This window comes from Fusibacter bizertensis, from assembly GCF_029914245.1.
GTDB classification, from domain to species: Bacteria; Bacillota; Clostridia; order Peptostreptococcales; family Acidaminobacteraceae; genus Fusibacter_C; species Fusibacter_C bizertensis.
Genome location: NZ_JARYZI010000013.1, coordinates 68,708 through 82,250, shown reverse-complemented (window position 1 = coordinate 82,250; position 13,543 = coordinate 68,708). Strand labels below are relative to the sequence as shown.

The window sequence follows — 13,543 nt, the reverse complement described above, 5'->3', positions numbered from 1 at the left end:
GTTTTACTTTAAAAGTTTTTATGTGATACCAAAGTTCTTATACCACCACATCATATATCTAAAGTTTAAATAATAAATTTTAAAGTGAGGTACGGATGATTAGAAAAGCAACTATAGCAGATGCAAATCAAATTTGCGATATTTACAATTATTATGTGCTAAATACTACCGTTTCTTTCGAAGAAAGCGCTGTAACAGCAGCTGAAATGGCTGAACGCATAAACAATGTTATCACTACACTTCCATGGATTGTCTATGAAGAAAATGGCATCATCATCGGCTATGCTTATGCAAGTAAGTGGCGCGCACGAAGTGCTTATCGTTTTTCTGTTGAATCTTCGGTTTATATGAGACATGATCAAAAAGGAAAAGGTATCGGAACTATTCTGTACCGTTCATTAATTGATCAATTAAAAATCCAAGGCGTACATACCGTTATCGGAGGCGTAGCAGAGTCAAACCCTGCTAGCTCCAAATTACACGAGAAGTTTGGATTTGAGAAAGTAGCTACTTTTAAAGAAGTTGGCTTTAAGAATGACCAATGGTTAGAGACTTCATACTGGCAATTGATATTATAAAAGTCACCATACACAAATTAGACTACCAAACGCATCAAATATTGATAAGGAGATCTTATGACACACGTTCACGATACAAAAAACAGCAACTCTATTCACTATTCTTTAGACCTTGAAGCCTTAAAACAATTTGCAGAAAAATCGATACAAGAAATAGAAAGGCCAAATCGCTATCCTTTTAGAGACCGTTATCTGCATACGCTACGTGTACTTTCGTGGGCTAGAAGGATACAAGCACTGGAAGGGGGCGATTTAGAAACTATAGAAGTCGCAGCGATATGCCATGATATTGGTTGGGATGAACACATTAACCATGCTATTATTAGCAGGCAACTTGCCAAGCCCTATCTTCTTGCGCATCATTACGATGAAACTAAACTTGAAAAAACGCTTCAAGCCATTGAAATGCATAACAATAGAAGTGCTGACAAAGCGCAATTTAACATAGAGAGTCTGATTGTTATGGATGCAGATATACTCGATGAAGTTGGCGCTCTTAGTGTCACATGGGATATCATTAGTGCTTCATATGAACCTACAGTGTCTTATCGATCAATCCTTGAGAAAATTAAAGAATACCATGGGTATATTGCTAATCGTAGAGAATATCTCCAAACTGAAACCGGTTTAAGATTTTACAATGAGCGCATAGGTGTTATTGAAAGATTTATAGCAGACTATCAGTATGAGTTAGGCTAAAAGGTGTCAGGTCATAGTTAGCTAAAAGGCTAACTATGACCTGACACCTTTTAGCCATCTTGTCAATTTTGAGTAAACACGTTATGATGTTATGTGAAAGGAGGCAGCTATGAAAGTTAAGTTTGATCATGTCCTTAAAATCGGAACCAGTCGCGTGTTTGAAGCGATTTCTTTGATGGTTGCTTTGCTACAGCCTGATGCGCATAGCGGCACGCTTGACCTTGCGCCTTTTGATGATATTGTAAATCACCACCAAAATTTTATAGATACTTTTGCGCCGCATCCCTTTTTTCATTTTAATTGGCTTGAATTTGCGATTCCTATCGCTGAAAGGGACTCTGTTTCAGTATTTTTTGATGCACTTGATGCGCTTTCGCCAACACTTTCACTTGTTACCTTTCTAGGTTCAGAAATAGATGAAGCTGAAGCGAATGTTGCGCTTAAAGATATCACTGCCATGGAAAATTGCCTTAAGGGTTTGAAGATTGATCCGGTCATGGCTTTGCATTTTTCAAATTTGAAAGAGGTCTTTGAAGGGTTTAAAGCGATCATTTTTGAAATCGATGCACATCCTGCGTTTAATCTCAAGATTGCTGAAATAAAGGCATCTGGGCAGTATGAAGAGGTCATTGCATCTTTTAAGGAAGGGATGCTCTATCGACATCCACTCTCTTTTGCTCAGGAGCAAATGGGAAAACCGTTTTGGAATATTGCGGACTATCAGGAATATGAATTTCTCATCACTTATTTTTTAAGCCCCTACAGACTTAGGCTGATGAATGGTGAAAAGATGATCTATGTGCATTCTCTCCTTAGGAAAAACAACGGCGAAGACCTTAATCCCGATGTCCTTTCGGAGCGACTTAAAATCATAGGTGATCCCACAAGGCTGAAGATTCTGAAGATGCTTTATATGAAACCTATGTATGGTAAAGAGATCGCTGATGCGCTCAGCCTCACTACTGCAACGGTTTCCCATCACCTTGACGCCCTTAGACAGCAAGGGCTGATCAATATGGAGCAGGTGAAACAAATCAAGTATTTTAGTACCAATTATCAGCGCGTGCGGTCACTTCAATTAGACCTCAACCGTTACTTTCATATGGATAAAGAGATTTAGATAACCTCAAACTTTATTGTTTGGGGTTTTTATTTTTTCGCAACCGGCTTGTATTACACGAAGATCAATAGATGACCTCTTATTTTACACTGAAGATATGATTTTTATATTGACAAAAAATATGGTGTTGATGTAATATTAGATGAACATCTAATTAGACGAGTGTCTAATATGCTATCGATTAACAAAATCGCTAAAACTACTTATGTAATTTAACACTTTAAGGGGGATTTGGAATGTCACAAAGTAGCACTAAAAGGGAACTACATATAGGTAAATTGCCTGTTATTTCTGTGAAGGATTTAAAGAGAACCTACCAAACGAAGGTTGGGTTACTCAATCAAGAGAAAAAATCCGTTGAGGCACTTAAAGGGATCTCGTTTGAGATCTACCCTGGTGAGATATTTGGATTACTTGGGCCAAATGGTGCTGGGAAAACTACGACGATCAAGATTTTGACGACGCTACTCGCCCCCACTTCTGGCGAAGCTAAGGTTTTTGGATGCGATGCTTTTGGCGAGGAGAAAAAAATTAGACCGCGGATTAATTTTATCTTTGGCGGTGAACGCAGTTTGTACTGGCGCTTAAGTGGTGAGGACAATTTAAAGTATTTTGCAGATATCTACAAGATTCCAAGAGCTAAGCAACCCGAACTACTCAATCGGTTGTTTGATCAAGTGGGTTTATCTGATGTGAGAAAACATAAAGTTGAGACTTACTCAAAGGGGATGAAGCAACGGCTACAGATTGCACGGGCTTTACTCAATAACCCTGAGATCATCTTTCTTGACGAACCGAGTTTAGGGCTTGATCCTGTTGGAGCACGTGCGCTTAAGCAAATGATTCGCGATATCTCCGCACAGGGGAAAACGGTGCTTTTGACGACACATTATATGCAAGAAGCGGATGAACTTTGCGACCGTATCGCCATCATCAGCGGTGGTGAAATGGTGGCACTTGATACAGTAGAAGGGCTAAAATCAAAAGCGAATACGGCAAATGCAAGCCTTGAAGATGTGTATGTTCAGCTTGTTAATGGTGAGGTGGCATCATGATTTCTACGTTTAATGTCCTAACGAGCAGTGCAGTTCAGCAGTTTAAAACTTCCATTGGAAGACCTATGTTTCGGTTTTGTGTGATTGCTCAGCCGATCATCTTTGGTCTTTTGCTTGGGATGATCTATCTTGAAAAGTCTTCGGTTGATTTTACACTTTACGCAGTACTTGGCAGTGGTCTTTCAACCTTTTGGTCAAGTATCTGTTTTTCTTCAGCAAGTGATATTCACCGTGAACGCTGGTATGGAACGCTTGAAACGATCTATGCTGCGCCTGCTGGTTTTAAATGGATTGTGCTTGGGAAAATTATCGGCAACTCCATATGGGGATTTCTCAGCATCTGCCTCAGTGTCACGGTGGTGACGCTCTTTTTTGATAAGAGCCTTGTCATTGCACAGCCGCTATGGCTCGGCATTGGACTATCTTTGATGACGGCCTCGCTAATTGCCATCGGATATCTTTTCGCAGCTCTTTTTACGCTTTCTCGAAATGCGCGTGTGATGATGAATTTTATGGAGTATCCCGTGTATATTTTATGTGGGATTTTGTTTCCACTTGAGATGTTACCTAAAGCGGTTCAGGTGTTATCTTATGCTTTCTCTCCTACTTGGGCGGTGAAAATTCTGCGTTTTGCTGTGGCTGGCGGCGAGGTGTCCCAGGTGCTCCCTTATGTCTACGGACTGATCTCACTGACTTTGATCTATGGGTTATTCTCGGTGGTCATGTTTAATCGCATCGATGTAAAATGCCGTGTTGATGCAACTTTGGAGGTGTACTAATGACTAAAAATTCAACTATTTTACGTGTCGCATGGGCTGATCCTTTTAAAAGGCTCATACGAAAGGCAACGCTTTCTTATAAAGGGCTTTTTGGTGTGATGAACTGGCAACAATACTTGATGGTTAACCTGGGGTCGCCGATCATGCAGATGCTTTGTTTCACTTTGGTGGCAAACTATGTATATGGCTATACGGATTTGTCTAAGTGGCTTATCGGCAATGCGCTTGTCATGACTTATTTCAATGCGGTTTTCGGTGTAGGTAGCCAGCTTTCGGCGGAAAGAAACAGTGGCACTTTGAAACTACTCATTGCCTCACCTTCTGATCGCATCGGCATCTTTTTGCCACGGGCGATTCTCCATATCTTTGATGGGCTTTTCGCTGTGATTTTAGGGTTTGTCGTTGGTGCTATTTTTCTAGGGTTTACGCTTCCACTTGTCACATGGCCTGCGTTTTTACTAGCATTACTTGTTGCCTCCTTCTCAGCCATGGCTTTTGGACTGATTATCTCTTGTCTTGGGCTTCTTTCAAGGGATCTCAACCTCATCCTCAATATCGCTTCTATGTCGATGCTGGGGCTAACAGGTGCAAACTTCCCTATCGAACGGATGCCCGTCTGGCTTCAGACTATCAGTCATGCGATGCCACTGACGAGAAGTATCGAGCTGTGCCGTGCACTTCAAGCGGGCGAGGTGTTATCAGCTCATATGAACTTGCTATACGGCGAGGTACTGGTGGGTATGGCACTTATGTTCGTCGGTGTGTTACTCTTTAGTTTTATGGAGAAAATTGCGGTTAAGCGTGGGGCACTGGAGATGTTTTAGGCTAAAAGGTGTCAGGTCAAAGTTTGCCTTATTCCAAATAATGGAATGAGGTGAACTTTGGGCTGACACCTTTTTTTGTTGTTTAAGATATTTTTTTGATTAGTGTTGACAACTTTAGTTGTCAGTGATACGATAGATATGACAAATAAAGTTGTCATATTGAAAAACAAATTTGTCATTCAACAGACTCAATCGGTTAATAATTTTTTCATTAGATTGGATAAAGGAGTGAAAAATATCTTATGGGATTATCTAATACTTTAAAAGTTCAAAGAGCAATATTAGGAATCAATCAATCTGAGTTAAGTAATTTGGTTGGTGTTTCAAGGCAAACAATTAGTCTAATTGAAAGAGGCGATTACAATCCCTCTATCACTTTGGTTCTAAAACTTACAAAGGTTTTCGGTGTAACAACTGAGGAACTTTTCCATTATGAGGAGGATAACTAATGTTTAAGAGTACAAAATTTAGAATTGCAACAAAATATGCATTAAGTTTGGTTGTAGGCACAATTCTAGCATTGTTTTTATTGATTGGAAATGACATTGAAAACATGGAATTGTTTATTAATATTCAGAACTTTTTATTCAATCACACTATTTATGTTTACTTTTTAAGCGCAGCTTTGTTTTTACTGCCATCGACGATCCTATATTTTGCAGGAAAGAAGGCTTATTTAAAAATGTTACTTGATGAAGATGATCTTGATATCGATCAAAAGAAAAAGGCTGGCTATTTGGATACTTCAATGACAGTTCTTGGCGTCTTTAATGTGATTAATTTTATGCAATACGGTGTTTTATATCACAAAACAACTGAAAATCCCACCACAATTTTAATTTTGTTTATGCTTGGCATACTATTTACTGCTGTTTTACAAGTTTCAATTGTGAAATTTATTCAAAAAAACGATCAACGTTTAAAAGGTGATCCAACCAAAGTTACCTTTAATAAAGATTTCATACAAAGTATGGATGAGGCTGAACAATTAAAAGTATTCAAGTCTGCTTACAAATCATTGCAATTGCTTAAAACTATTACATTATTTTTAATTGTCATCTCAATATTCATGAATATTGTTGCTGAAACTGGTGGCTTTGCAATCGTAATTTCTTGCATATTTATGATTGCTCAACTCTTGTCTTTCACGTATTACGAAAAGCGTACAATTTAGGCTAAAAGGGCTAAAAGGTGTCAGGTCAAAGTTCGCCTTATTCCAAATAATGGAATTAAGATAACTTTGACCTGACACCTTTTAGCTTCTTTTCTTGCTTTCTTGCGTTCTCATGAATTTTTAATTACAACCATACCTTTCTCATATACAATTAACATATATATCCACAAAATATGAGGAGGCGCTATGTTTACACTATTTATCAATTTACTTTTATTTGCACTTCTATACTTTATCTATTTAATACTCAAAAGCAAAGCGTATCAAAGCAACGACAACTCGAGTATAAATCAAGATAATGAAATTCTCATCTTTCCACTTGCACTATACATATATTTTCTTTTAGCGTCTATGCAATTTCAGATGTTGAGCGATTCTGGTATAACATTTTTGGGACTATCTAATCTTTCACATTTAAAATTTATACCTTTTGAAGATTGGTTTTTACAATATGACTACTCTCGTTTTATGGCTCATGTATATGCTGATTATAATACTTTGCCAACTTCTATCATAACCCCACTACTGCAAAATTTGGGGTTTCATATAGCTTATTTAATTCCAATTGCTTTTGCACTAAAATCAATCTATCATTCTTGGAAGAAAACGATACTGATCTTCTTTCCCATCACACTTTTAGTGGGACTACAAAGCTACGAGTTAAATATTGGGATGATCATTGTAGCGGGTTTCACTTCATATATCATCGGTAGCTTACTTTCAAATATAGTCTCTTTGTTGATAAATAAAAAAGAGAATCTAAAATCAAAATTAAATTTCTTAAGTATCTATGCCGTACTACTTGTATCTTTGGCTATTTTTTTGTCGAACACTACTATCTTGAACCAACAATCGAATCGTATTCAGACTATAAATTTTACTGATCAAGAAACTTTCACAACCTTTGATGATCAAATCTCACTGAGACCTATTGACTATAAAAAAGAAGATAACAAAACACTTGATATTAAGCTTTCTGTATCACCTTTACCTACATTATCCTTGCCATATAATTATCATTTGCAGTCCATTACCTATCGCTTTGAAACAGATGGCGTTCCACTCTTAATCGGTGGTGCATTTATAGAGCAACCAAATGATCAGAAGATAGAGGATCATACAAGTTCAATATATCTTAGCAATATTGAATATAATTCTAGGTTTAGGCTTAAAAATATCTACCCAGTCAAGTTTTATGGCATTGATTCAATCTCATATTATTCCAAGGATCCTTTACTCCTTAACCAGCTAGAAGTGCTTGATGCCAATTGGTCTCACGATATGTATGACTACTATCAAATTACTTACCAAGTTCCTGTGCTAGATCAACAAGAAGTTATATGGCATGTCAATGTTACTTATGATAATCCGCTTTTAAAAGAAACAGCAACAGAAAGTAATACAGCCGCCTTTTATAATGATGAAAACTCACCAACACTCTACAGTTACTATGACGCTCCTATTCTTATAAGTGAAGACACTGCGTACAAAACATATAAGCTTAAATGTTATTTTTATCAATATGGGCACGGCGCATTTAGTAAAGAGGAAATTAAAGGGATCAAAACTAATAGTCGGGATGTACAAATTGATTTATCTCCTGAAACTAAGAGCGAAGAGCCTATCTGGGTAATTGAAGCAGACACTTTAGAATAGCTCAATTTTGATAATATCGTCCAGGATGTTGTATGGATAATTTAATTATTTTCAGTTGACACTTAATTTTTCATATGTTACGCTTTTAATGAATTTAAATGATAGGAGTTGAGAGAATGAATAATTTTTCTTGCTAGTAATTTTATAGAGTCGACGGTGCATCCAAAGGATTGGCACGTTTTTTTGTCGTACTCAGCAAGAAAGAATATCTGCTCATTCGATCAATGTACTTTATTTTCATACTGATTTTCATGTAACGCTATTAAGAAAAGCTTTCATGAATCAACGCTATTTTTGTTAACATGTAGGTTATTATTTATACACGTTAATTTTAGATGTGTTTGTGTGAACTTTTATTTCCATTGACCTTTTTAGGATGCAAGAATCTTTCTTGCATCCTATTTTAATTTTTTGGAGGTACTGTATGTCACAAATAAAAATAACAAATTTAACTTTTGCCTATGAAGGTACTTACGATAACATATTTAAAAATGTTTCCTTTCAAATAGATACCAATTGGAAACTAGGTTTCACTGGTAGAAATGGACGAGGAAAGACCACTTTTATGCGACTTTTACTGGGCGAACTAAGTTATACGGGGAGTATCCATGCCAGCGTCCACTTTGATTATTTCCCGTATGCAGTCGCTGACATGTCACTTACGACACGTGAAGTGATCGGAAATATTGAACCACACTATGAGCACTGGGCGCTCTGCAAAGAGCTCTATCAGCTAGAGCTTGATGAGGGGATTCTTGATCGTGTTTTTAATACGCTAAGTCAAGGTGAAAGAACTAAGGTCTTACTTGCTATTCTTTTTTTAAAATCCAATAACTTTCTGCTGATTGATGAACCTACAAATCACCTCGATTTAGAGGGGCGTGAATGTGTCTCAAATTATTTAAGGCGCAAGAAAGGATTTATCTTAATTTCCCATGATCGAATGTTCCTAGACCACATTATCGACCATGTGTTATCTATCAACAAAACAAATATTGAGATTCAAAAGGGTAATTTCTCTTCTTGGATGCAAAACAAAGCTTACCAAGACCAGTTTGAAATCGCAGAAAACGAAAAACTGCTAAGAGATATTCATAGACTTGGTGAATCTGCTAAACGTACAGCAGGATGGTCTGACCTTACTGAGAAAAGTAAATTTGGAAGTGATGTTCCTGATAGAGGATATGTCGGCCATAAGGCTGCTAAGATGATGAAACGTGCGAAAGCTATCTCGCAAAGACGTGAAAAAGCACTAGAGGATAAAAAGAAACTGCTTAAAAATATTGAGTCCAATGATGCGCTTGAAATTAAGCAAGCTGATCATTTTTCAAATACGTATCTTGTCATTGATACACTTAGCGCAAGCTATGGGGAAAATGTCGTTTTGTCAGACCTCACGTTTAAAATAGAAAAAGGTGACCGTGTTGCTATCATAGGGGCCAATGGTTCTGGGAAGTCTAGTATTTTAAAAGCGATCATTCAATCACTTAAGCTAAACGCTGGCATTTCATACTCAGAAAATGAAGCTATACAAGATTTACACACGAGTGGAAATATCAAAGGTGCTAAGGACCTTGTCATCTCCTATGTTTCTCAAGATACGAGTCACCTTAAAGGCACGCTAAAAGAATATGCGTTAGAACATGCACTTGATGAAGGTCTTTTTAAATCTATGCTATCTAAACTAGATTTCGATGTGATACAATTTGAGAAAGACATTCGTTTTTTCAGCGAAGGTCAGAAGAAAAAAGTACTTCTTGCGAAAAGTATATGCGACCGTGCGCACCTTTATATTTGGGATGAACCACTTAACTATGTAGATGTTTTATCCAGAGTTCAGCTCGAAGACATGATACTCGCTTACGCCCCTACTATGATTTTTGTAGAGCACGATCAAGCATTTATAGAGAATATTGCGACAAATATTATTGAATTAGGCTAAAGGCTAAAAGGTGTCAGGTCATTATTAGCCAAATGGCTAACTATGACCTGACACCTTTTAGCCCTCAAGAAAGTGAGGAAACTTAAATGAGCCTCAGTAAGATCGCCATTAACAAAATTGGAATGAGAAATATAAAGACAGGAATCGCAGTGATGATTACCCTTTTAATCTGCGAACTATTCAAAGTAACCAATCCATTTTTCGCAGCAATCGCTGCTATCTTTGCTATGGAATCTTCTATAGAAGCCACTTTTGTCGTCGTGAGGGATCGGATGTACGGTACGGTTTTAGGTGCCCTTGTTGCTCTAGGATATGTAACTTTCTTTCCTGTGAATCCTATAACGATAGGACTTGGCATCATAGTTGTAATCTATATTTGCAATCTCTTTAAATGGCATGGCACCATTAAGATAACGACGATTGTTTTCCTCGCAATCGCACTTGGGGTGCATGATGGTGATAATGTTTCATATGCTTTTTTTAGGACAATTGATACTTTTATAGGGCTCTCCATAAGCGCCCTTGTAAACGTGTTGATTTATCCTATAAGAAAAAGCTAAAAGGTGTCAGGTCATTATTAGCCAAACGGCTAACTATGACCTGACACCTTTTAGCTTATAATATTAAATAAACTTAATATTGTTGACAGACCAAATATGTATCAAGTATAATCCATTTCATAGCTAAGACAATTTAATAACTCTTATCCAGAGTGGCGGAGGGACTGGCCCTATGATGCCCGGCAACCAGTTTAAAAAGTGAAGACTTTTTAAGCGATGGTGCTAATTCCTTGGATTATTCCACAGATGAGAGAGTGCATATGACGATAAGCCTCTTTCTGCATGCGGAAAGAGGCTTTTAGTTTGTCACAAGATTCGCGAATTGAATATAAGTACTCATATCCAGAGAGGTGGAGGGAACGGCCCGATGATACCCAGCAACCCGTTTAAAAAGTGTAAACTTTTTAAACCACGGTGCTAATTCCGTCAGATTAACTGGAAGATGTGAGAGGAATGGTCTTTGACTCCTTTTACATGTCCGTAAAAGGAGTTTTTTTATGATCAAAATAGGTGCATTAACCAAAATATATAAAAAAGAAGATCAAATCATCAAAGCGCTAGATGGTGTTGATCTTCACATCAAAAAAGGCGATATCTTTGGCATCATTGGCCTTAGTGGCGCTGGAAAATCATCTTTAGTCAGATGTATCAATCGAATTGAAGACCCTACTTCAGGGGATATATTCGTCGCAGATACAAACATTCTCAAACTCAATGGTAAGGCGCTAAGAGAGGCACGACAAGGTATAGGAATGATCTTCCAAAATTTCAACTTGCTCAGTAGCAAAACAGTATATGAAAATATCGCATTTCCATTAAGACTACAAAAATTAAGCAAAGAACAAGTCCACAACCGTGTGATGGCGCTTCTTGAAAAAGTTGAGCTTACTGATAAAACAAATGCTTATCCGGTTAATTTAAGTGGCGGACAGAAGCAGCGCGTTGGCATCGCAAGAGCACTTGCTAATTCACCTGAAATTTTGCTCTGCGACGAAGCGACGTCCGCTCTAGATCCTAAAACGACAAAGCAAATATTGAATTTACTCAAAGATATAAGCCGAGAGTTTGGAATAACTCTTGTTGTTATTACACACGAGATGGAAGTCATCAAAGCAATCTGCAACAAAGTAGCGATACTTGAGGCAGGAAAAGTACTCGTTCAAGGCGATACAACTGAACTCTTTACAAGCAAAACCGAAGAAAAAACCAGACATTTCTTTGGCGAAGTTGAAGCACCTACTTGCTTACCCGTAAAAGGAACAAGACTTTTGCTTACTTTCGCCAAAGGCAGTGCAAAATTTCCAATACTCTCAAAATTAATTAGGCAATTTGAAATCGATATCAATATCCTCTCCGGTAATATTGAATCCATACAAGACGAAGTTGTTGGAAAGCTTTTAATTGAACTCCTTCCTCAAAAAGGATTAGCAGAACAAATGCCCAGCATCCACGAACTACTCGACATTCTCAAATCCGAAAATGTCTTAGCCGAAGTGATCATATGAAAGGGGTAAGCTGATGAATCAAATGCTCATAAAAGCAACTTTAGAAACTTTATATATGGTTTTTATAGCCACAAGCTTTACCGTCCTCTTTGGACTGCCGCTTGGCACAGTGCTCGTCATTACCTCAAAAGGTCATATCCTTGAAAATCAGGCACTCCACAAGACACTTTCATATGTCGTGAACATGGCAAGATCATTGCCATTTATCATACTCATGATTTTCATCATCCCATTTACGAGACTCATCGTAGGCACATCAATAGGGACAAATGCGGCAATCGTGCCACTTGTAGTCGCGGCGATTCCCTTCTTTGCAAGGATCGTCGAAAGTGCGCTTTACGAAGTTGAAGGCGGTGTTGTTGAAGCTGCTATCGCCATGGGAGCAAGTGAGTGGGAAATCATCAGGCAAGTTCTCATTCCAGAGGCACTGCCATCCTTGATCTTAGGAACAACCATTACGATCATCAACCTCATCGGCTATTCTGCCATGGCAGGAGCAGTTGGAGGCGGCGGAATCGGTGACCTTGCAATAAGATATGGTTATCACCGCTTTAGACTTGATATCATGGCAGAAACCATCGTCATACTAATCGTCTTGGTGCAGTTGCTCCAATCCACTGGAAACCTACTCGCAAACAGCATTTTAAAGCATCGCAAAAGATAAAAAATAAATATAATAAAAGTCTAATTAAGAAGGCTAATTAAAGGCTAATTATGACCAGACACCTTTTAGCCTTATGGCTAACAATGACCTGACACCTATTTGCCGTAAAAAAGGAGAATACTCATGACAAAAAAATTAACGATCCTCACACTTATTTTGATATTAGCAATTTCAGCATTTTCAGGCTGTGCAAAAAAAGAAACTGAAGAAAACATACTAAAAGTTGGGGCGACACCAGTTCCACATTCTGAAATTTTAGAATTTATCAAACCGACACTGGCAGCTGAAGGCATCACACTTGAAATCGTTGAATTTACAGATTATGTAACACCTAATCTCGCACTTAACGATGGTGAAATCGATGCAAACTTCTTCCAGCATGTGCCTTACATGGATTCATTTGCAGCAGAACACGGCATCGAACTTGCAAGTGTTGGCACTGTTCACGTTGAACCACTTGGACTCTATTCATTAAGCTTTACTGATGCAGCAAGTATCCCTCAAGGTGCAACAATTGCGATACCTAACGATCCAACAAATGAAGGGCGTGCCTTACTTTTACTTGAGGCTAACGGGCTTATCAAACTTAAAGCTGATGCAACACTCGAAGCGACTGAAGCAGATGTTGTTGAAAATCCACTAGGACTTGTTTTTAAACCAATCGATGCAGCACAACTTCCAAGAACACTTGAAGATGTTGATGGCGCTGTAATCAACACCAACTATGCACTTGAAGCAGACCTCAATCCTGTTGAAGATGCAGTTTTACTTGAAGGTTCAGATTCACCATATGCGAATATCGTCACTGTAAGACCTGCAGATGTTGATAACGAAAATATTCAAAAGCTCATCAAAGCACTTCAATCAGATGAAGTTAAAAAATTCATCGAAGAAAAATACAATGGTGCTGTAGTACCAGCATTTTAAGGAAAATTCTATCTTCGCATATCATAATACAATCATAAAGTAATATCCAAAATAAAATTT

General features: G+C 37.9%; 14 protein-coding genes and 2 riboswitches. All 14 genes read left to right on the top strand.

Annotated elements, in window-relative coordinates; genetic code table 11:
- Positions 1-95 precede the first annotated feature (95 nt).
- The 14 genes from QE109_RS15540 (at position 96) to QE109_RS15475 (ending at position 13,483) form a co-directional block, all read left to right on the top strand.
- Positions 96-578: an arsinothricin resistance N-acetyltransferase ArsN1 family B gene (locus tag QE109_RS15540; RefSeq protein WP_281095471.1), complete on the top strand. Its 483-nt coding sequence runs from the start codon at positions 96-98 to the stop codon at positions 576-578.
- A gap of 57 nt (positions 579-635) precedes the next feature.
- On the top strand, positions 636-1,277 hold the full coding sequence (locus tag QE109_RS15535) for an HD domain-containing protein (protein WP_281095470.1): 642 nt from the start codon (positions 636-638) through the stop codon (positions 1,275-1,277).
- A 109-nt stretch (positions 1,278-1,386) separates the two neighbouring features.
- Positions 1,387-2,397: an ArsR/SmtB family transcription factor gene (locus QE109_RS15530; protein WP_281095469.1), complete on the top strand. Its 1,011-nt coding sequence runs from the start codon at positions 1,387-1,389 to the stop codon at positions 2,395-2,397.
- 236 nt (positions 2,398-2,633) lie between these two features.
- Positions 2,634-3,452: an ABC transporter ATP-binding protein gene (locus QE109_RS15525; RefSeq protein WP_281095468.1), complete on the top strand. Its 819-nt coding sequence runs from the start codon at positions 2,634-2,636 to the stop codon at positions 3,450-3,452.
- The gene (locus tag QE109_RS15520; RefSeq protein WP_281095467.1) at positions 3,449-4,231 is read left to right on the top strand and encodes an ABC transporter permease; all 783 of its coding nucleotides are present in this window, start codon (positions 3,449-3,451) and stop codon (positions 4,229-4,231) included. The genes QE109_RS15525 and QE109_RS15520 overlap by 4 nt, the downstream gene beginning before the upstream one ends.
- Complete coding sequence (locus QE109_RS15515; RefSeq protein ID WP_281095466.1) at positions 4,231-5,055, top strand: ABC transporter permease; 825 nt, start codon at positions 4,231-4,233, stop codon at positions 5,053-5,055. The genes QE109_RS15520 and QE109_RS15515 overlap by 1 nt, the downstream gene beginning before the upstream one ends.
- Before the next feature lie 242 nt (positions 5,056-5,297).
- Positions 5,298-5,504, top strand: coding sequence for a helix-turn-helix transcriptional regulator (locus QE109_RS15510; protein ID WP_281095465.1), 207 nt, complete (start codon positions 5,298-5,300; stop codon positions 5,502-5,504).
- Positions 5,504-6,229, top strand: a complete 726-nt coding sequence (locus QE109_RS15505; RefSeq protein ID WP_281095464.1) for a DUF3169 family protein — start codon at positions 5,504-5,506, stop codon at positions 6,227-6,229. The genes QE109_RS15510 and QE109_RS15505 overlap by 1 nt, the downstream gene beginning before the upstream one ends.
- Before the next feature lie 186 nt (positions 6,230-6,415).
- Complete coding sequence (locus QE109_RS15500; protein WP_281095463.1) at positions 6,416-7,885, top strand: hypothetical protein; 1,470 nt, start codon at positions 6,416-6,418, stop codon at positions 7,883-7,885.
- A gap of 424 nt (positions 7,886-8,309) precedes the next feature.
- Complete coding sequence (abc-f, locus tag QE109_RS15495; protein WP_281095462.1) at positions 8,310-9,827, top strand: ribosomal protection-like ABC-F family protein; 1,518 nt, start codon at positions 8,310-8,312, stop codon at positions 9,825-9,827.
- Between the two features lie 86 nt (positions 9,828-9,913).
- Positions 9,914-10,387, top strand: coding sequence for an FUSC family protein (locus QE109_RS15490; protein WP_281095461.1), 474 nt, complete (start codon positions 9,914-9,916; stop codon positions 10,385-10,387).
- Positions 10,388-10,527: 140 nt separating this feature from the next.
- Positions 10,528-10,640: riboswitch (SAM riboswitch) on the top strand.
- Positions 10,641-10,722: 82 nt separating this feature from the next.
- Positions 10,723-10,836: riboswitch (SAM riboswitch) on the top strand.
- A 48-nt stretch (positions 10,837-10,884) separates the two neighbouring features.
- Positions 10,885-11,892, top strand: a complete 1,008-nt coding sequence (locus QE109_RS15485; RefSeq protein WP_281095460.1) for a methionine ABC transporter ATP-binding protein — start codon at positions 10,885-10,887, stop codon at positions 11,890-11,892.
- 13 nt (positions 11,893-11,905) lie between these two features.
- Positions 11,906-12,556, top strand: coding sequence for a methionine ABC transporter permease (locus QE109_RS15480; protein WP_281095459.1), 651 nt, complete (start codon positions 11,906-11,908; stop codon positions 12,554-12,556).
- 123 nt (positions 12,557-12,679) lie between these two features.
- The gene (locus tag QE109_RS15475; RefSeq protein WP_281095458.1) at positions 12,680-13,483 is read left to right on the top strand and encodes a MetQ/NlpA family ABC transporter substrate-binding protein; all 804 of its coding nucleotides are present in this window, start codon (positions 12,680-12,682) and stop codon (positions 13,481-13,483) included.
- The last annotated feature ends 60 nt before the right edge of the window (positions 13,484-13,543 follow it).

Bases quoted from the DNA above. Each gene is read 5' to 3' on its own strand.
- QE109_RS15540 (WP_281095471.1), top strand. From the start codon at position 96: ATGATTAGAAAAGCAACTATAGCAGATGCAAATCAAATTTGCGATATT.
- QE109_RS15535 (WP_281095470.1), top strand. From the start codon at position 636: ATGACACACGTTCACGATACAAAAAACAGCAACTCTATTCACTATTCT.
- QE109_RS15530 (WP_281095469.1), top strand. From the start codon at position 1,387: ATGAAAGTTAAGTTTGATCATGTCCTTAAAATCGGAACCAGTCGCGTG.
- QE109_RS15525 (WP_281095468.1), top strand. From the start codon at position 2,634: ATGTCACAAAGTAGCACTAAAAGGGAACTACATATAGGTAAATTGCCT.
- QE109_RS15520 (WP_281095467.1), top strand. From the start codon at position 3,449: ATGATTTCTACGTTTAATGTCCTAACGAGCAGTGCAGTTCAGCAGTTT.
- QE109_RS15515 (WP_281095466.1), top strand. From the start codon at position 4,231: ATGACTAAAAATTCAACTATTTTACGTGTCGCATGGGCTGATCCTTTT.
- QE109_RS15510 (WP_281095465.1), top strand. From the start codon at position 5,298: ATGGGATTATCTAATACTTTAAAAGTTCAAAGAGCAATATTAGGAATC.
- QE109_RS15505 (WP_281095464.1), top strand. From the start codon at position 5,504: ATGTTTAAGAGTACAAAATTTAGAATTGCAACAAAATATGCATTAAGT.
- QE109_RS15500 (WP_281095463.1), top strand. From the start codon at position 6,416: ATGTTTACACTATTTATCAATTTACTTTTATTTGCACTTCTATACTTT.
- abc-f (WP_281095462.1), top strand. From the start codon at position 8,310: ATGTCACAAATAAAAATAACAAATTTAACTTTTGCCTATGAAGGTACT.
- QE109_RS15490 (WP_281095461.1), top strand. From the start codon at position 9,914: ATGAGCCTCAGTAAGATCGCCATTAACAAAATTGGAATGAGAAATATA.
- QE109_RS15485 (WP_281095460.1), top strand. From the start codon at position 10,885: ATGATCAAAATAGGTGCATTAACCAAAATATATAAAAAAGAAGATCAA.
- QE109_RS15480 (WP_281095459.1), top strand. From the start codon at position 11,906: ATGAATCAAATGCTCATAAAAGCAACTTTAGAAACTTTATATATGGTT.
- QE109_RS15475 (WP_281095458.1), top strand. From the start codon at position 12,680: ATGACAAAAAAATTAACGATCCTCACACTTATTTTGATATTAGCAATT.